The organism is Cupriavidus sp. GW823-FHT07B10 (genome assembly GCF_058794355.1).
On sequence record NZ_JBXAGS010000005.1, the window covers coordinates 123,873 to 141,584 of the forward strand.

The following is a 17,712-nucleotide window of genomic DNA, read 5'->3' on the forward strand; positions in this document are numbered from 1 at the left end:
ACGTAAGCGCCCGGAACCGTCCGAGCGACGTCGGCAGCCGTTGTCTCGGCTGCCGGAGACTCATGTTAGCGGGGATGCGGCGAATGCACAACGGTCACGTGAGGCCGCGCGAAAGATCAAAGCAGCTTGCCGCCCGGCGGACGCGTCGGCCGGTCCGGCGGCAGGTTGCGCACGATGCAGTCCAGCGCGCGCGAATCTGACTTGCCGCCAAGCGCCGCGCTGACCGAATCCCGATACTGCGTTGGCGAGATGCGCTGGTAGTAGAGCCGCGAGGTCTGGTCCAGCCAGTAGACGTAGTTGTCGTCGCCCCTGCTGCCACTGGTGCGCAGCCAGTCGCTGATATTGCTGGAGCCAACCACCATGTTGGGGCAAGCGGTCTGCAGCGAATCGAGATAGGCATTGAAGCCCTTGGCCTGGATATTGCGCACGGAGTCCGGCGCACAGGCCGCCAGCAACGCTGCGCAGGCGCAGGCCAGCGCGAAGCGCCGGCTGATCGTGAAGCGGCGAAAGGTGGGCGAAGGCTGCACGGCAGGGTCTCCCTGGCGGATGGCGGTCGCACTATCTTACCGGCACCCCGCCCGCTTCAGTCGTCCAGCGTCTCATGCACCGCCGAAGCGCCACGCTTCCAGTACGCCGACGCGCGGATACGGCGCTTGTCGACACCGCGTTCGCTGACCAGGTACTGGCGCACCGCTTTCATCGCCGCGGCTTCACCAGCGGCCCACACATAACCCTCGCCGCGCGGCAGCGTGAGCTTGCGTAGCACCCCTTCCAGCAGGCTGCCTTCCAGCGCATCGTCACGATGCAGCCAGTGCACATCGCATTGCGCCTGCGTCGGCAGAGGAATCTGCGACGCGGCATTGCCCACTTCCACCACCACGATGGCGCGCGTATCGGCCCCGAGCTCTTCCAGGCGCCGGGCGATCGCCGGCAGCGCGGTATCGTCGCCGATCAGCAGGTGCCAGTCGAACGCCGTGGGCACCACGAACGAGCCGCGCGGCCCGCCCACGCCCAGGTACTGGCCCGGCTGCGCCTGCGCGGCCCAGGTCGACGCGGGACCATCGCCATGCAGCACGAACTCGATATCCAGCTCCTGCTTCGCCCCATCGTAGCGGCGCGGCGTGTAGTCGCGCGCGGCCGGCCGCGGCTGGCCTTCGGGGAAGGTGATGCCGTCCGGGGTGACCTGCGGCAGCACCGGCTTGTCAGCGCCGTCCACCGGGAAGAAGACCTTGACGTGGTCGTCGAACGACGCCGAGACAAAGTCCTGCAGGTCCGAGCCGCCCAGCGTGACGCGCAGCAGCTGCGGTGACATTTGCGCGGTGCGCACCACTTGCAGCAGGCGCATCTTAAGAGGATGGCGCACGCGCTGCACAGTCAGGTCGCGTGCGGAGGCTTGATTGTTCTCACTCATATTGGAATTCCTTGGGATAGAACCCGGCACCTGCCGGGTCAGGTTGCCGATGGCCGCAGCCAGCGTCAGTGCCACATGTCAGGCCTTGCGCACCGCTTCGATCTCGGCCGCCGCGCGCAGCAGGATCTCCGCGATGCGGCGCTGCTCGTCGGCGCCCGCATCGCTGCGCAGCGCAATGGCACGCTTGATCGCGGCGCGGGCTTGCATCAGCTCGGGCAGCCAGCCGCCCTGCTCCGGCTCGGGCTGCGGCTCACCGCTCATGGCGCGCCGCATCCACTCAACCTTGCGCGCCACGTGGCGCAGCTTGGCAATCATCACCTCGACCCGCTCGCGGTTGGCGGCCAGGTGGGCCTTGCCGGTCTCGGACAGCTGGTAGCGCTTCTTGTTGCCTTCCGTATCGACGGTGGCGTAGCCGACTTCTTCCAGGTAAGTCAGGGCCGGATAGACCACGCCGGGACTGGGCTTGTAGAAGCCGTTGGTACGGGTCTCGATCGCCTTGATCAGCTCGTAGCCGTGGCTCGGCTTCTCTTCGAGCATGGCGAGCAGCAGCAACTGCAGGTCATCGGCGCTGAACTTGCGGCCCCGGCGCCAGCCTTCGCCATCGAAGCTGCCGGGACCATCGGGGCCGCCCGGGCCGAAGCCGTTGTCATGCCCGCCGCCCCAGAAGCCGCCGCCATGGCGACCAATGGCGTGGTGGGCGAAGTGGCGCTCAAAGTGAGGCAAAAGGCGTATCAGCAGGTGAGGGCCGTGGCCTGAGGAGCCAAAAGGGTGGGAATGATGGCGCATGACACTTCCGATATGTCGCAAAACATATCTTACGATATATATCGTAAGAGCTAATGTCAAGCACGGCCAAGCTTCCGCCAGCTGGTACGTGCCCTGCCACACCAAGCCGGCTTGTAGAGCGGCTCCCCGCTTTCCAACATTCATTTAACGCCACGCTCGAAGAACAAGGCGAGAACAAGGCACAAGAAAAGCGAACCGGGAACGAGAGCAAGAGCGCAACAACAAGCGCCAAGAGAAGCATCAAACCGGTGCGCCAGAAGCCGCAACAACCGAGCTGGCACACCGGGGAACCATATGAACGCCATCAAACAGCGAAGGCTCGCGGCGGCCTGGATCGGTGCCATGATGCTGGGACCGTGGCACGCGGCGCACAGCGCCATGGAAGATGCGCTGCTCAGCGCCGAGCCGGTGGGACCGGCACCGCAAGGTTATGTGGTGGAAGGCGCCTATGACTTCAGCGGTCACTACCAGGGCGGCCATCTCCGGGCAGCCTACAAGTTCTCGCCGTCCTGGTCGCTGGAAGCAGGATACTGGCGCCGGCATATGAGTCACGGGCAAGACTCAGCGGACGTCGACAGCTGGCTGGCTGGCGTGAGCTATGGCCTGCTCACCAGCCCGGATGCGGGCCGCAAGCTCACACTGCGGCTGTCCGCCTGGGGCAACTATGCCGGCAGCCTGAGCAGGAGCGGATCCAGCAACGGCAAGAAGCTTGGAGACTTCACCGTCGCGCATCCGAACGACACGCAAGTGCAGGCAGACCTCATCTACACCGGGCAGCCATGGACCAACCACTTCCTGACGGGTTTTGTCAGCGCAGGCTATAGCTGGGTGCGAGCCGGCGATATACAGGGCACGTGGCGACAAGGCACATGCCAGTACAACGTAAGGGTCAGCGCGGACAACATGGCCATCGGCACGCTCGCAGCGCCATGTCGGATGGGACGCGCCACCCTCACCAGTGCCAGCGTCCGCGTCAACGCGACCCAGTTCGGCCTGAACGCCGGAGACGGCTTTCATGACAGCAGCGCTTTCATCGGCGCCGGCGGCTCATGGCGGTGGCGGGTTGGCTCGATAAGCCTTCTGGCCGGCTACCATGCCCAGTATTTCCTTCGCGAACTAGACCAGCGCTACTCGTCCTATGGTGCGCCGAAGGCCCAATTTAATCAGACGATTGCACTGCAGGCTTCCTATGCGGTCAACCACTACCTTGACGTGTTCGTACGCGGGGAAGGCTCACAGAACAGCCTCTTCGGCTATGTGCCGATGCTCTACAACCCGGTCATGGCAAAGGGGCTGGGCCGATCAAATGGGCTGATATCGATCGGGCTGCGTATCAACGGCTTCTAGAAATGGCCCCGCCAGGCGAGGTGCCCGCGGGACCGGGTAGCTCGACAGCCGCGGCCCCACACCGCGGCCCGCGCAACATCAGTCACGCTGCAATGCCTGGCCATGCAGCAAGGCCAGCTCGCTCAACACCTGCGTTTCATGCGCCAGCCTGCCCGCAAGGGAAAGCAGGCTCTCCCTGGTCTCCTGGCTCAGACCGCCCAGGTCCTCGCCCGAGGCGTCATAGTCGCTGGCCATCAACAGCAGGCCATAGAGCTCGGCCGCGCGTTCTGTCGCAAGGCTCAGCGGATTTTCTCCAGGGCTGTGGGCGGTCACGAGCATGTCGGCACCATTGTGTTCGGCTGTGATGCCGTGATGGCTATGGCTATACATGGCGCACCTCCGCATGCGTGGCTCGCGCGCGCTGATGCATTGTGCAGATGCTGGAGATTGCCAATCGCCCAATATGGGCAAGCAAAGACTGAAGCATGGAAATGCCCCCCTTGTCATACAGGTTCAGTCCCGCTCCCCGGGTGCGAATCGGGGTGGGCGGGCGCAAGGCAGGGTTAGCGGACCGGGGAACAGGAGCCGGCGAGCCCGGGGGCTCCCCTGCCAGGGCCCGCCCATGGAAGGGCGTGCGCAGGCACGGCGACCGCCAGAAGGCGGTCGCTCGGCCTGTTCACTCGGGCCGCTAAACCCGATCGCTACGATGGCAGCGACGAGCCTAGTATGCCGAGGGACAAGACCTGCTGGTATGGGCAAATTCGCAAAAGCGGCCGTAGGCAGCGCGGTATCGCGGCGTCTGTCAGCAACACCACCCTGCCGACCCCGTTGCCCGACCGGGCTCACCAGTTGCCAACTATTGGCGAATCGTCAGCACACCACGGGCGCGGGGCCCGTGCGCTACATCATTGCACGCGGCCGTAGTTGTCCTCAAAACGGACGATGTCGTCTTCGCCCAGGTAGGAACCTAAACGTCGATCTTGTTAAGGGCGTCAGTATCGTGGTCCTTGTCATCGGCGATGCCGGCCGGGCGTACCCCCAGCAATGGCAACGCCTCGGGCCTGTCGCCCGCCTGTCTGCCAGTCAGGTGAAACTTCGCCAGCATCCCCAGTCGGTCAACCAGTGCATGAATCTTCATGCTCAGTCCACCACGCGATCGCCCGGGGCCTGGCCTAGCTACCGTTTTTTGGGGTACACCGGCGGCGCGCTGATGAGCGCGCGCAATGATGCTACCCGATCCTCCGCGGATTAGTATCCCGCTTCATTTCCACTAGTCAAGACACCCGAAGTTTTGCAGCCAGACGACGTTCGATCGTAGAATCACCAGCTACCGTGTCGGCAATGCCGACCCCATTGAGTGGAGAAATCAGCGTTGACTGGAAGAAGAATCTCGGACGGCTACGTTGTCTGGCTAACGGGCCTATCGGGGGCTGGCAAATCGACGATTGCAGTAGCACTGCGTAATAGCCTGCGCGATCGAAGCGTCAATGCAGTCGTGCTGGACGGCGATAATCTGCGCACTGGCCTGAACGCCGACCTTGGATACAGCGCCGAGGATAGAACCGAGAATCTGCGCCGCATGGCGCATGTCGCCGACTTGTTTCGGAAACAGGGTTTCGTTGTAATCGTTGCCACTATTTCGCCCGAGCAAAAGCATCGAGATAGAGCTCGTGAAATCGCCGGCACGAACTTCATCGAAGTCTTTATCGATACACCACTCCATATTTGCGAGTCGCGAGACCCCAAGGGCCTCTATGAAAGAGCCCGCGCGGGCACGATCAAGAACTTTACGGGAATCGCCGCACCTTACGAAGTACCTCACAATCCAGATCTATCAATCAACACAAAGGAGCTAAGCGTAGAGGAGTGCTCGAACAAGATCTTCAGCTTCCTGGTCGGAGATGTCTCGCTCGCAGCATCAGCACCTCCACCCTCTTCACTTGCAAGCGCCAACAATGCCGAATAACAAAAATATCGCCGCTCCTATTTTCATTCACTCGCTCTATCGCTCTGGTAGCACGTATCTGTTCAATGTATTCAGAAGATCCGAAGGTCGGTATTTTTGCTATCAGGAACCGGAACATGAATTCCTGCTCAACCTCAATGAAGATCCGGATGCATTACTTGAGGTTCATGAGGACATGGCGGAGAGCCTTCGCCACCCAAAACTGACGAGACCCTATTTCTGGGAGTTCCACCAGATACAAGAAACTTTGAATGGCCTTTTCAGAAAAACGTTTAGTTTCGACGATTTTTTTTGCTTGCCCGCCGATGTTCTATCGACCGAGCAGACTTCATACTTCGGTGCCTTGATTGAGCACGCCAAAGCGCGACCGGTACTCCAGTTCTGCCGTAGCGCTGGGAGAGTCGCTGCATTCAAGGCACAGTTTGGCGGTGCACACGTGCATCTCTGGCGGGAGCCGCGCAACCAGTGGTGGTCATTTAAGGTTAATGATTTCTTTGATCCAGCAGTTCTGCTGATCTACAACGCAAAGAACATTCCATCCGCGCTGGCTGAAATTCGCACTCGATGCCAAATTGGTGAGATTCATGCCGAGACAATCGGCGATGAATTGACCTTCTTCAGGCAGCATCCACTAACCGCGGCCGAGAACTACCTTGCATTCTTTGGACTCTGGCTATATTCGTATATCGAATTCGAGCGTCATGCCGACATATCGATTAGCGTCGAGCGCTTGAGTTCGGATGAGGGCTATCGAGATGAGATTATCAGAAAACTCGAGATGCAAGGTATTATGGGCCTTGATTTCTCCGATGCTGATATTCCTCATGCATCCTTTGCGGGAAAGGAAATCAATTTCTATCACCACATCGAGCAGTTAGTCCTACAGATCTTTCAAGAGCATGGCTACCATAGAGAGGCACTAGATCAGGCATTTGCGGCAAAAGAAGCACTTTCAGCCCTAACGGCCGCGTCTGAACCGCATGGTTCAGCGGATGATTCCGTCAGAGCAAGAAGAACCGCACTCCGCCTTCTTGATCAATCTACGGAAGCCTCAGCGAGAGCTATCGCCTCGATGGCAAAGGCGGAACAGATCGACGCTGAATCCCGGTTAGTGGTCGCTGAACTCGCTTCCACGCGGCAAATCAGCAGCGCACAGCACGCGAGAATGCTTGTCGCAGAAGAACAAAGCGCCGGTATCCAAGCACAACTGAATCACACGCAGGCCGAACTGTCTGGTGTGCGGGAGGTCGTTCGAGAGCAGAGCGCCAGCCTTGTCCTTGCGAACCAAGAAATGGAGCGGCTACATGGGCAGGTGCGCACGGTACACGGCGAACTGGCGGCTGCCCGGAGTCTTGCAGAGGAACGGCATGCAAGCATGCTCTGCGCGGAGCAGGTGGCGAGCGAGCTGCGCGATCAAGTGCGTCTCGTGCAAGAGCGACTGCAGACTACCGAGAGAGTCGCCGACGCACATCGTGCCGAGGCACTCGCCATTGCGCTGGACAGATCGGCGCTGCAAGAGCACTTGCGTCTGGCCGAGCAGAACCTGACAGCATCCAGGCAAACCGCTGACGAGCGCTACGCGAGCATTCTCGCAGTCACAGGTGAGAAGCTGGCCCTACAAACCGAGTTGGACAGCACCCGCGAACTTGTCGAGCGTCAGCACGCTGCCGCCCTGGCTGCACAACGGCAGATGGATGCTCTCTCGCAACAGCTTGAAGACATCCATGCCAGTCGGTCATGGCGCCTCACGTCGCCCATGCGCGCGGCATCAATGCAGTTTTCCAAGCTATTTGCGCGGAAGCGCAATTCAGCGAATTAAGCGAAGCCCGGCGTACACGAGCCTCGCCTGAGAAGCCTATGTCGACGCCGTCACGCGCGGCCGCGGCTGCGCCGGTTGCTCAATTGAGGCGACCGTAGTGATCTTCGAACCGAACAATATCATCTTCACCGAGATACGCGCCGGACTGCACCTCGATCAACTCCAAAGGAATCTTCCCTGGATTTTCCAATCGATGGGTCACTCCAATCGGAATGTAGGTAGACTGGTTCTCCGATAACAGCAACTCCTGATCGCCGTTGAATACCCTGGCGGTCCCACTCACCACGACCCAGTGCTCAGCGCGATGATGGTGCATCTGTAGGCTCAAAGATGAACCTGGCTTAACTACGATTCGCTTCACCTGAAAACGATCGCCCTTGTCGATTCCCTCATAGGAACCCCAAGGCCGGAAGACCCGGCGATGCGTGAAAGACTCGTGCCGGCCTGAGCTATTCAGGCGCTCGACGATCTTCTTCACCTCCTGCGTCTTGTCGCGATGCGAAACCAGAATCGCGTCCGCAGTCTCGATAATCACCAGATCCCTCACGCCGACCGCCGCAACCATGCGATGCTCCGCACGGATATATGTATTGCTCGCATCCTCGATCAATACGTCGCCAGACAGCGCATTTCCATTCGCGTCGGTCGCTGCTATATCCGCCAGCGCCGTCCATGAGCCAATATCGCTCCAGCCGAGGCCAGCGGCTGCTACCATGGCAGCGCGCTCGGTCTTCTCCATCACAGCATAGTCGATTGAGATATCGGGGCACGCTGCAAAGGCTTCCGCACCTAGACGGAAAAAATCAAGGTCACTCGCAGCCGAGGCCACCGCAAGTTCAGTCTGGGCCAGAATCAACGGTTCGTGCCTAGCCAGTTCATCGAGATACGCCGACGCTCTCATCATGAACATCCCGCTGTTCCAATAGTAGCCGCCTTCTTGGAGAAGGCGCACCGCCGCATCCTTGTCGGGCTTCTCGACGAAACGATCGACCAGATATGCGCTTCTCTCGGACGACAAGGTGCCACCGCTTCGGATATAACCAAAACCGGTATGCGGCTCAGTCGGCTCTACACCAAAGGTAACCAGATAGTTGTCCTGCGCAAGCGCGGCAGCAGTATCCACCAGCCTGCAGAACACCTCCTCATCTTGGATCACATGATCAGACGGCAAAATCATCAGCAACGTGTCCTCAGCCTCCCGACTCGCAAGTAGCGCGGCCACAGCGACTGCGGGTGCCGTATTCCTGCCGACAGGCTCCAGCACGATCGAGGATGGCGTAATTCCCACCTCACGCAATTGTTCCGCTACTAGAAAGCGCTGCTCTGCGTTGGTGATGACGATTGGTGGTGCCACACCATGAACAGCTCGAAGCCGCATCGCGGTCTGCTGGACGAGGGTTCTACCGCCGGCGAGCTTCAGATACTGCTTCGGATAAGTGCTGCGCGACATCGGCCAGAGGCGGGTCCCACTACCGCCGCAGAGGATCACGGGGCAAATTCTCATGCCAGTTTTCCTAAAGTCTTTAAAAATACAGACCCGATCATATCCTTTCTCCCTTAGCGGCAATATCCATCGCACCCTCCGGAATATCCAGACGGCCGGCGCGGGCACGGCGTTCGTGGACCCACGACCACCACCCAAACCATACGACGTTCCGGCCCCAACGCCAGATCTTGCGTGGCCAGCGAAGACGATCTTCCGCGATGCGCACCAGTGGACGGCCGGCGGTCATGCCGAGCTCGCGTACAACGGATTCAGGTGTGGTGAATAGCCGCGAATGCCAATCCCAGTAGACTGGATAGCGGAGCAGAGCCCCCGCGACCAGCATGTCCAGCGAAAGCCGACGCTCGCGCCATGGCTGTGGCAATGCATCCTCGGTTAGCCCCCAACCAGCGTAGAAAGGCAAGCCATAGGTGAACACGCGCTTGCCACGCAGCAGCGCATCAAACCCCACCAGCGACGATAGAATATGAACTTGATCCGCCCGGTCCACCAGCGATAGCACGTCCGCTTCAGCATCCACAACATCTGCCAGGCCCTGAGCCTCGACCAATCCCTTTCGATTGCCTGAAAGGACATCAGGGTGTGGCTTGTAGACAATAAAACTATCCGGGTTACGAGCGCGCACTTCTTCAAGCAGTGCCTGCGCAGTCCCGATGGCGCCCGTACCGAAACGAATCGACGCGTCATCGGCTACCTGCCCTGCCACCAGAATCACGGTCTTCCCCACCGGTGCCCTCCAGATCGGTGTCCGGCGGCCCATGTTGTATTTTGTGACGCCCAGGCGGCAGACCAGCTCGCGCAGCTCTGCCGCGCGCGCAAGCTCAGCGCGGTCGAAGGTGGCGCTATTAAGAATGTGCGTCAGTTCGCAGGGCTTGCGAGCATCGAAGTAGAGCCCGAGACGATCGAGTACCTGGCTGCGTGGAGCAACCATGTCCGACCCCAAGCCATCGGAGTGAAAGAAGCCATCCTCCATGCGCAATGTCGGCGTGGAGGCAGTCATACCCTCGGCTGTCTTGCTTCCCCATAGCGCCACCCGACCATCTATGGCAGCATTGCTCGTGAGCGCGGTGCGCCAGGACACCCGTCCCCCGCCAGCCATCAGGTACGGCAAGGCAAACCGGCGCTTCCATAGCTGGAACCGCATCGCTACGACCTGCCGGCAATCGGCGTAGCGGAATTGAACGGCTCGCTGAAGCTCGATCGCGTCCAATACATTCGCGAGCGTTCCAGCGCCTTGGGAGCCCAAATCCAGGTATTGGGCCAACCGAATGTAGACAGCATCGAATAGCGCCATCGGCGTAGCTGCAGCGGTAGATTCAGGTTCCATGTCGTGAGTCAGCCCCAATCCGGCGTAGTACGGCCGTCCGAGCACATGGAGAGGAACACCTGCAAGCAAAACCTGCATACCCTCGGGCGCGCTGATTGTATAAACGTGATCTATGCGGGAAAGCGCGGCGAAAAGACTCCCTCCCTCAGCCAACCTGTGATATCGCCCCGCTGGCAGACGAATCTCGGAAAGCCCGCCGCGCCGGCGCCCTGAGAGGGGCCAGATCCAAAGGTCTGCCCCCGGATGCGCAAGACTTGCGGTAGCCGCCAACCGTTTGAATGATTCCGCGCTTGCACCTGGCCCGATGGGCTGATCGAGCAGCAAGACGGCGGGACGAGAGACCCTGGCCGTCAGAGCCGGCGGTACTTGAGGCGAGATGACTTGCAGGGCATCGGCCCGCAAGGCAACGACTCGCTCCATTAAGGAAGGCAGAGCGGGCGACGTACCCAAGGAGGGATCGGTGATGAGCAGACGTCGGACCGCATTGGTCAGCGGATCATCGGCATGTCGTTCGTCACGTGCATCCTCGGCAGACAGATCAAACCAGGACAACACTGGTGCCCCCGCTTCGCGCTGCCCCCACACCGGGCCAACCATCGCGATTCCAGGCGCCTTGACGCCACTACCCAGCGCGGCAGGCAGCCGTCCGACGCCGCACAATCCCCCGCTCTCGGTGCGCGCCCGATCCGAGCCCTTTGCCGAACTCCGCATCTACGCGAGTTCCTCAAGGAAATGATCGACAGTCTCGAAATGCGCCTTCCAGGTAGGTGCCCGAAAGCCGCCAATCCGCTTGATCTGCGCGCGGCGCGCCGCGCTGTTCTTCTCCGCAAACGCACAAATTCGCGAGATCCAACCTGGACCGTCCAACGGATCAAGATAATCAGGAATATCGTCCGCGATCTCGCGAAATACCGGCAGGTCACTTGCGATAACCGGGACCCCCATCTGCAGCGCCTCGACCAGCGGCATACCGTAGCCCTCGACAAACGAGGGAAACAGCAACGCACATGCATGGCGAAGATAATTATGCAAACGGGAATCCGGACAATCACTCTCCTCCACCACTGCCCCACGCAACGCCTCGCATCGCTCCAGCATATCGATTGCGTTCTCGCACTCCCATCCGCGGCGACCAATGATTACAAGTTTGGGGGCGCGCTCCCCGAACCTCTCCACAAGGCGACGCCACACATGTAGGATGAACCAATGGTTCTTCCGAGCCTCGATGGTGCCGATCATGACAAAATACGGACCCTCCAGCAAACTCGGACCCGCCGCCTGGCTCGCTACACCCGACGCCAGCCGCGCGACCACCGCCTTGGGCATCGACCAGCCAGCCCGGTCCGCCTCGTGGACCAGAGTATCGAGTGTGTCCTGGGAGTTGGAAATAATGCCCGCAGCGTGATCAAGCGCTACCTTCAACCGGCTGAGATGCTTGGCACGGACTCCGGGACGACAATACTCAGCGTGGGAAATTGGAATGAGATCATGCACCATGATCACGGTACGGATCTGCCTGCCGCATAGCGCATTGAAATAGCGCCTGAACTCCAGCCCAGAGTGGCTGGTATGCAACAGCACCCCTGGGTGAACGACCTCTCGACGGAGTCCGCTAAGCGCGCCGCGCACGAGCACCGCACGCGCCTGCCTCCAGCGCGTGGTGTCCTGACTCAGCAGCAATTCGAAGGCCAGCGCAGATTGGCGTTCGGACAGGACGACATGAAATCCGCCCTCGCTCAGTACAGCACGCGCCCTATGCGCGTAGTGTTGAACATAGGACAGGCCAACGCGATCCACGCCCGTAGGCAGCATTCGCTGTCGTAGCCGGTCCAGCAGTCGCGTAACGTCCAAGTATATTGGGAGCACTGTCTTCCTATCTGAAGGGATACCGTGGCTGGAACTAAGGAAAAGGCACATCCTGTCACAGGAACGAAATCGCCTCTCGCGGACCGCGAATCGTCGCATCCGCCGATGTCTCCGTCCTGCCAGCCTCCTCACCTCCGATCAGCAATAGCTTCTTTCCCACTCCCGCTTTAATCCCAGCCTCGATATCGGACTCCTTGTCGCCGACCAGCAACGAGCGCTCAAGGTCGATATCGAAATCCCGCCGGGCGGACAGGAGCATCCCAGGGTTGGGCTTACGAAACTCAGACTCTGTCTTATACTTCCCAATGCCGTGCTCTGGATGCGTCGGACAAAAATAGACGTGATCGATGAAGGCATTCTCTTTTTCGAAAACACCCTTCATCCAGTCCGATAACCTCAGGAAATCATTCACCGAATAATAACCCCGTCCAATCCCAGCCTGATTAGTCACCACAATAATCAGGTAGCCCAAATCCCTGGCGGCGCGCGTAAGCTCAAAAATCCCATCGATGAAGAAGAAATGCTCCTTCTCGAAGACATAGCCATCATCGCGATTTATAACACCATCCCGGTCTAAAAACAGGGCTCGATTCTTCACAGCCAGACTCCTGCCAGCTCGGTCTGGGCCCGGTGGAAGTCCTCGGGAATACCTATGTCGATGAAATGTCCGCGCGTCACGAACAGATCGAACCGCTGGCGATCGAGTTGCTTCGAAATAAAATCCACTTCCAATGAAAACGATTCGCTCGATTCGTTCTCGAGAAAGTCCCTGGGCAGGACATAGCAACCGGCATTGATTAGCCCCGGACCTGAGACGCCTTTCTCCGCGAATCCCATCACCCTCCCCTCACTGGTAAGCAGACGGCCATACCGGCTGGTATCCGGCACCTCGCGCCCGACGATCACGGGTACGCGCCCGATCTGCCAGCATGCCTCTAGTTCGTCAATTTCGAGATCCACATAAGTATCCCCATTGAAAACAAAGGCATGCCCATCCAGGCACTGCGCCAGCGCAGCCTTCACTGCGCCGCCGGTGCCCAACGGATGATCCTCAATCACGTAAGCGATTTCCATCCCTGCAAAGTGATTGCCGAAATGGCTGATGATCTTCTCGGCCATGAATCCTACCGACAGGATCACCCGGCCGAACCCCTTGCCAGCCAGGCGCTTAAGCAGAATCTCAAGGAACGGCCGACCTGCGATCGGAGCCATCGGCTTGGGAACATCGGAAACAACAGCACGCAAGCGCGTACCAAAACCACCGGCGAGAACAATCGCTTCACGCATGCTCACTGCTTCCCGAAGATCGCGCTCTCCACAAGCCCGCAGACGATATGACCGAGAACCAGATGCCCTTCCTGGATCTTGGGCGTATCCGCCGACGGGACTTCGAGCAGCAGGTCGCACGCCTCGCGCATGGGTCCGCCCCGGTTACCGGTAAAGCCCACGCAAAGCATGCCCTTTGCCTTAGCTTCCTGAAACGCCAGCAGGACATTCGGCGATTTGCCGGAGGTCGAATAGCCAATCAGCACGTCACCCCGGTTACCAAGCGCCTGCACCTGGCGGGCGAACAGCTTCTCGTAGCCGTAGTCATTGCCAATGGCGGTGAGGATCGAGGTGTCCGTCGTCAGCGCCACCGCCGCCAGCCCCGGGCGATCGAATTCAAAGCGGCTGACAAACTCCCCAGCGATGTGCTGCGCATCCGCAGCACTGCCGCCGTTGCCAGCGAGCAGCACCTTGCAACCTTGCCCAAGGGAGGTAACACAAGCGTCGGCCACCTTCTGGACGGTATCCAGCAGATGCTCATCGGCTAGCATCGCCGACATGATCCTCTGGGTCTCGGCGATATTGCGAGTGATATAGGTCATTTCAGATTCTCCAAGCTTGTGTGCCGTGCTTCGTGAAGTGGCAATTGCTGACCTGCCCCTCGTAGCGGCTCAAAGTTCGAATAAGATTCATGCGCTTCTCCGTAGGCACGAAGAACAGCATGAAGCCGCCGCCGCCCGCGCCGGACACCTTGCCCGCCTGCGCGCCAGACTCCATGGCGGCTTCGTAGATCTCATCAATATGCGCGTTGGAAACTGTCTTTGCCGAGTTCTTCTTGTTGTCCCAACCCTGGCGCATGGATGCCACAAACGCCTTGAAGTCTCCGCGTAGCAATGCCTCTTTCATGACCAGCGCTTCGCGCTTGATGCCATGCATCGCATCGACCGCGGCAGTCCTACCCGCGGTGACGTTCTCGCTCTGGTCCTGGATGATCTTCGCGGACTCCCTCGATACACCGGTGTAGAACAACACCAGTGATGCTTCCAGTTCGCAGAGTACCCAGTTCTTGATTCGAAGCGGATTGACAATCGTCCGGTCGTCCGAATAGAACTCCATGAAATTGAATCCCCCGAACGTTGCCGAATACTGATCCTGGCGCCCACCCTTTAAGCCGCAATCGACGCGCTCGATCTGGTACGCCAGCAGTGCGATCGCATAGTCGTCCAACGCCAGGTTCAGCAACTCGACAAATGCCTTGATCATGACCACGACGAGTGTCGATGACGAACCGAGACCGGATCCGGCTGGTGCGTCACAGAACGTGCTCAGCTCCAGCGCTATGGGCTTCGAGTCGTTGTAGTTACGGATCATGTGGTTGTAGACGGCCTTGTGCAGATCCAGCTTGCCGTTCAGCTCCAGAGGCTCGGAAATCAGCTTGTGCTTTTCAACCATCTGGTCGGTCGCGACGAATCGCACCACTGGTTCATCCAGCGTCTTGATCACCGCATAGGCATAGCGATCAATAGTTGCATTCAGAACGTAACCACCAAAAGTATCCGCATAGGGCGCGACGTCGGTCCCGCCCCCCGCCAAGCCCAGGCGCAGCGGAGCTCTCGCACGAACAATCATTGCAGTAACCTTGTTATCGGGTAAGGAACTTCTCGCCGGCAGAAACACGAGCGCGCCAGTAGTTCAGCAAGTCCTCCATGGTCTTCTCAAAGGAGATTTCCGGCTTCCAGCCGGTCACGGCTTCAAACTTCTGGGTGTTCGGAACCTGCAGGTCGGCATCGATGGGGCGCAGGCGCTCCGGGTCCGTCTCAACGCGAATGACGTCCTTCGCGGTCGACATGGAGACCAGAGTATCCAGCATCTGCCGGATGGTGCAGGTGTAGGTGCCACCAATGTTGTAGTACGCCGCCGGAATCGGATTGACGGTCACCAGCATGTAGTACGCCTTGACAGCATCGCGGACGTCCGCGAACGTCCGCAGAGAGTCCAGATTGCCCGTCTTGACGACCGGCGGAATCATGCCTGCCTCGATCATTGCAATCTGCTTGGCGAACGTCGACTCGGCAAATACATCACCGCGCCGCGGGCCGGTGTGCGTAAACATCCGGGTCGTCATCACGGTCATGTCGTACGCCTCGGCATAGTAACGACCGATCAGGTCGGTACCCACCTTCGAAATGGCGTAGGGCGAAGCCGGATGGAAGGTGCACTCTTCATCAATGGGCAGCTTCTCGCGGGGTACCCGACCGAAGACCTCCGACGACGCGCAAACGTGCGTCACCGCCTTGACCTCGTTCTTGCGCAAGGCTTCCAGCACGTTGGCCGTTCCCTGAACATTGGTCTCAAGGGTGTCGAGCGGCGAATCAAAGCTCGTCTTGGGATAACTCTGCGCCGCCAAATGAAACACAAAATCGGGCTGCGATTGCCTTACCGCTTCGTGGATAGACAGGTAATCGCGCAGGTCGCCGTAAACAAGCGAAATCCGATCCTTCTGATTGATCCTGGGCAGCAAGTGGGCAATGTTGTCCAGCGGGCTACGCCAGCGGCACAGGCCATAAATCTCCCAATCCGTATTTTCAAGCAGGAAATCGGCCAGATGAGATCCAACCATCCCGGTAATTCCGGTAATCAATGCACGCTTTTTCATATAACTCTCTCTAGTTAGACAATTCCAAATCAATCGCCTCATCGAGGCGGCGTGGCCGCCGCCCCAGCAATTTCTCAAAGCGAAGTGAACTCACATTTATGACACGAGGCCGATTCTCGAAGAATGCTGCTTCCGGCTCGCTGATTCCGTAGTTCAGCCTCGGCAGCGCCCTCGCCCGAATGCTCTCGACGAACTCTTCCCGTGGCACTAACTCGGGCCCGACGAAGTTGATAACACGATCGCCTGCCACGGAACCCCGTTCAATCAACCGCAGCACACCTTCCACAACGTCATCCCGATGCACGACACAACGGGAAAATGGTTTGAAGATTTCTGCTGTACGTCCCGCTCTCTCGCAGTCAAACAAATACTGGGTAAACCGATCAGCAAACGAGAACACATAGGAGAGACGAATCACCGTGACGCCTTCGCAAGCTGCAAATTCCTCCTCGACTTGACGCTTCATCGCCCCATAGACCCCAATTGGCGCGACCGCATCGTCCTCCTTCAGCAATTGTTCGGTAGCCCCATAGACGGTATCGCTTGAGAAGAAGATGACACGCCCGCCACGAGCTACCACTTCGCGAACTAACGCAATCGTTCCCGTCACGTTGACCTGGAACGCCCTGTCATAGTCTTTCGCACATGCATCCGGGGAGGAAATCGCTGCCGTCACAACCACATAATCGCCAGCCCTCACGTCCTCATACGGAAACGACTCAGGAGATGCCAGAGAAAAAAGGACATCGGCGCCGCCCGTCGTTGACGTTCCCACTATTTGCCAGCGCTTGGCGCACGCCGCATAGAGTACCTTTCCGATATAACCGGTGCTACCAATCAGGAAAACTTTCAGCACGCAAAGGCCCTCCGCAGTGAGGTTCTCAGCCATGGACGGCTCGTGGCGAGCCGTTCAAAAAAATCACCAACGTCATCGGACGGCAAGCGTTCGAACCAATCGAACTGCTCCCCGAGATATACCTCATACGACTTTGTGTTGGAGAGCAACTTGGAGTCACTCATCCGTTTATCCTCATTGAAACTAAATACATCTCTATATATTGGATAAAGTGCTATTTGGCTTGCATTCAAAGGATCCAGCACTGGATCGAACCAAATGTCGGAATGCGCGTATCCGAGCTTCAGCATGCACTGCGCACTGGCCTCGTGCAACAGCGCCACAGTCGGGTGATTCACTGTGTAGAACAGCCTACTATTGCGATAGTTCGTGGAAATGAAGTCAGTCACCGTGATGTCGATTCGTTTTCCACCATCGTTCTCACCGCTTTCCCGCGCCTTCAACTCGCTAACACACCAGGCCTCGATCTCCCCCATATCAATTGCGAGCGACGCGCCGACTTCCTCCAGGCGGCGCAAATATGTGGCGCGGTCAACCCCCATTCCGATTGCCGCCGCCACCAGAGTGTCAACATATCCCTCCGGATGCGGCGGCAGACCATATACCTGATTGAGCGTAGGATGATAGGCTTCCCAGTGCATGTATTGCACCGACAACGCCATAGCCCCGGCAGGCTGGCAGTTTCTGAGAAATTCAGAGGAAAATTGGGGGCCGCGATAATCTTCCGAAACTGGCTGATAAAGAAGCAGATCGAGATCCGGAAGTAGCTCTTTCGCGAAATGATCGATCTGCTCCTCGCTGACCGCATAGCAAGGGGGGATTTCGATGAATTCCCACTCGCTGGCAAATCTCGGGCAACTGTTCATTACTTGCGCCAATGCTGGCGCCTGACAAGAGCCATAGACAGAGTATTTTTTTCGTTGCACCAC

18 protein-coding genes are annotated in these 17,712 nt (G+C 59.0%); 3 read left to right on the forward strand and 15 right to left on the reverse strand.

What is annotated here, in order from left to right:
• Positions 1-116: 116 nt before the first annotated feature.
• From AC1Q6V_RS12965 to AC1Q6V_RS12975, 3 genes are all read right to left on the reverse strand, one after another.
• The gene (locus tag AC1Q6V_RS12965; protein WP_010814114.1) at positions 117-527 is read right to left on the reverse strand and encodes a hypothetical protein; all 411 of its coding nucleotides are present in this window, start codon (positions 525-527) and stop codon (positions 117-119) included.
• 56 nt (positions 528-583) lie between these two features.
• Positions 584-1,411 (reverse strand): siderophore-interacting protein, encoded by an 828-nt coding sequence (locus AC1Q6V_RS12970; protein ID WP_454749478.1) that lies wholly within the window; start codon positions 1,409-1,411, stop codon positions 584-586.
• Between the two features lie 78 nt (positions 1,412-1,489).
• Positions 1,490-2,197: a PadR family transcriptional regulator gene (locus tag AC1Q6V_RS12975; protein ID WP_454749479.1), complete on the reverse strand. Its 708-nt coding sequence runs from the start codon at positions 2,195-2,197 to the stop codon at positions 1,490-1,492.
• A 294-nt stretch (positions 2,198-2,491) separates the two neighbouring features.
• On the opposite strand from AC1Q6V_RS12975, the gene AC1Q6V_RS12980 reads away from it, so the two are divergent.
• Complete coding sequence (locus AC1Q6V_RS12980; protein WP_454749480.1) at positions 2,492-3,544, forward strand: hypothetical protein; 1,053 nt, start codon at positions 2,492-2,494, stop codon at positions 3,542-3,544.
• 78 nt (positions 3,545-3,622) lie between these two features.
• On the opposite strand, the gene AC1Q6V_RS12985 is transcribed toward AC1Q6V_RS12980, so the two are convergent.
• Both AC1Q6V_RS12985 and AC1Q6V_RS12990 read right to left on the reverse strand, forming a co-directional pair.
• Positions 3,623-3,913 carry a hypothetical protein gene (locus AC1Q6V_RS12985; RefSeq protein ID WP_454749481.1) on the reverse strand — a complete coding sequence of 97 codons (291 nt, stop codon included), beginning with the start codon at positions 3,911-3,913 and terminating at the stop codon, positions 3,623-3,625.
• Positions 3,914-4,490: 577 nt separating this feature from the next.
• Entirely contained in the window at positions 4,491-4,661 is a 171-nt protein-coding gene (locus tag AC1Q6V_RS12990; protein WP_454749482.1) for a hypothetical protein, read from the reverse strand.
• 219 nt (positions 4,662-4,880) lie between these two features.
• Between AC1Q6V_RS12990 and cysC the strand changes: the two genes are divergently transcribed.
• Together cysC and AC1Q6V_RS13000 are read left to right on the forward strand one after the other, a co-directional pair.
• Positions 4,881-5,489, forward strand: coding sequence for an adenylyl-sulfate kinase (gene cysC, locus AC1Q6V_RS12995; RefSeq protein WP_454749483.1), 609 nt, complete (start codon positions 4,881-4,883; stop codon positions 5,487-5,489).
• A complete protein-coding gene (locus AC1Q6V_RS13000; RefSeq protein ID WP_454749484.1) occupies positions 5,479-7,308 on the forward strand; it encodes a coiled-coil domain-containing protein in 1,830 nt (609 codons plus the stop codon). Before cysC ends, AC1Q6V_RS13000 begins: the two co-directional genes overlap by 11 nt.
• Before the next feature lie 79 nt (positions 7,309-7,387).
• On the opposite strand, the gene AC1Q6V_RS13005 is transcribed toward AC1Q6V_RS13000, so the two are convergent.
• From AC1Q6V_RS13005 to AC1Q6V_RS13050, 10 genes are all read right to left on the reverse strand, one after another.
• The gene (locus AC1Q6V_RS13005; RefSeq protein ID WP_454749485.1) at positions 7,388-8,812 is read right to left on the reverse strand and encodes a mannose-1-phosphate guanylyltransferase/mannose-6-phosphate isomerase; all 1,425 of its coding nucleotides are present in this window, start codon (positions 8,810-8,812) and stop codon (positions 7,388-7,390) included.
• Positions 8,813-8,849: 37 nt separating this feature from the next.
• Positions 8,850-10,736, reverse strand: a complete 1,887-nt coding sequence (locus tag AC1Q6V_RS13010; RefSeq protein WP_454749486.1) for a capsular polysaccharide export protein, LipB/KpsS family — start codon at positions 10,734-10,736, stop codon at positions 8,850-8,852.
• Positions 10,737-10,850: 114 nt separating this feature from the next.
• Entirely contained in the window at positions 10,851-12,005 is a 1,155-nt protein-coding gene (locus AC1Q6V_RS13015) for a glycosyltransferase family 4 protein (protein WP_454749487.1), read from the reverse strand.
• 55 nt (positions 12,006-12,060) lie between these two features.
• Complete coding sequence (locus AC1Q6V_RS13020) at positions 12,061-12,603, reverse strand: D-glycero-alpha-D-manno-heptose-1,7-bisphosphate 7-phosphatase (protein WP_454749488.1); 543 nt, start codon at positions 12,601-12,603, stop codon at positions 12,061-12,063.
• The gene (locus AC1Q6V_RS13025) at positions 12,600-13,292 is read right to left on the reverse strand and encodes a nucleotidyltransferase family protein (RefSeq protein ID WP_454749489.1); all 693 of its coding nucleotides are present in this window, start codon (positions 13,290-13,292) and stop codon (positions 12,600-12,602) included. The genes AC1Q6V_RS13020 and AC1Q6V_RS13025 overlap by 4 nt, the downstream gene beginning before the upstream one ends.
• 2 nt (positions 13,293-13,294) lie before the next feature.
• Complete coding sequence (locus AC1Q6V_RS13030) at positions 13,295-13,873, reverse strand: D-sedoheptulose 7-phosphate isomerase (RefSeq protein ID WP_454749490.1); 579 nt, start codon at positions 13,871-13,873, stop codon at positions 13,295-13,297.
• Between the two features lies 1 nt (position 13,874).
• Positions 13,875-14,900 carry a GHMP family kinase ATP-binding protein gene (locus AC1Q6V_RS13035; protein ID WP_454749491.1) on the reverse strand — a complete coding sequence of 342 codons (1,026 nt, stop codon included), beginning with the start codon at positions 14,898-14,900 and terminating at the stop codon, positions 13,875-13,877.
• A 13-nt stretch (positions 14,901-14,913) separates the two neighbouring features.
• Positions 14,914-15,927 carry a GDP-mannose 4,6-dehydratase gene (locus tag AC1Q6V_RS13040; RefSeq protein ID WP_454749492.1) on the reverse strand — a complete coding sequence of 338 codons (1,014 nt, stop codon included), beginning with the start codon at positions 15,925-15,927 and terminating at the stop codon, positions 14,914-14,916.
• Between the two features lie 10 nt (positions 15,928-15,937).
• Positions 15,938-16,780: an NAD-dependent epimerase/dehydratase family protein gene (locus tag AC1Q6V_RS13045; RefSeq protein WP_454749507.1), complete on the reverse strand. Its 843-nt coding sequence runs from the start codon at positions 16,778-16,780 to the stop codon at positions 15,938-15,940.
• Positions 16,777-17,712: a WcbI family polysaccharide biosynthesis putative acetyltransferase gene (locus tag AC1Q6V_RS13050; protein WP_454749493.1), complete on the reverse strand. Its 936-nt coding sequence runs from the start codon at positions 17,710-17,712 to the stop codon at positions 16,777-16,779. Before AC1Q6V_RS13050 ends, AC1Q6V_RS13045 begins: the two co-directional genes overlap by 4 nt.

Bases quoted from the DNA above. Each gene is read 5' to 3' on its own strand.
- AC1Q6V_RS13005 (WP_454749485.1), bottom strand. From the start codon at position 8,812: ATGAGAATTTGCCCCGTGATCCTCTGCGGCGGTAGTGGGACCCGCCTC.
- AC1Q6V_RS13010 (WP_454749486.1), bottom strand. From the start codon at position 10,736: ATGGTTGGCCCGGTGTGGGGGCAGCGCGAAGCGGGGGCACCAGTGTTG.
- AC1Q6V_RS13035 (WP_454749491.1), bottom strand. From the start codon at position 14,900: ATGATTGTTCGTGCGAGAGCTCCGCTGCGCCTGGGCTTGGCGGGGGGC.
- AC1Q6V_RS13030 (WP_454749490.1), bottom strand. From the start codon at position 13,873: ATGACCTATATCACTCGCAATATCGCCGAGACCCAGAGGATCATGTCG.
- AC1Q6V_RS12990 (WP_454749482.1), bottom strand. From the start codon at position 4,661: ATGAAGATTCATGCACTGGTTGACCGACTGGGGATGCTGGCGAAGTTT.
- AC1Q6V_RS12975 (WP_454749479.1), bottom strand. From the start codon at position 2,197: ATGCGCCATCATTCCCACCCTTTTGGCTCCTCAGGCCACGGCCCTCAC.
- AC1Q6V_RS12980 (WP_454749480.1), top strand. From the start codon at position 2,492: ATGAACGCCATCAAACAGCGAAGGCTCGCGGCGGCCTGGATCGGTGCC.
- AC1Q6V_RS13000 (WP_454749484.1), top strand. From the start codon at position 5,479: ATGCCGAATAACAAAAATATCGCCGCTCCTATTTTCATTCACTCGCTC.
- AC1Q6V_RS13025 (WP_454749489.1), bottom strand. From the start codon at position 13,292: ATGCGTGAAGCGATTGTTCTCGCCGGTGGTTTTGGTACGCGCTTGCGT.
- AC1Q6V_RS12985 (WP_454749481.1), bottom strand. From the start codon at position 3,913: ATGTATAGCCATAGCCATCACGGCATCACAGCCGAACACAATGGTGCC.
- AC1Q6V_RS12970 (WP_454749478.1), bottom strand. From the start codon at position 1,411: ATGAGTGAGAACAATCAAGCCTCCGCACGCGACCTGACTGTGCAGCGC.
- AC1Q6V_RS13040 (WP_454749492.1), bottom strand. From the start codon at position 15,927: ATGAAAAAGCGTGCATTGATTACCGGAATTACCGGGATGGTTGGATCT.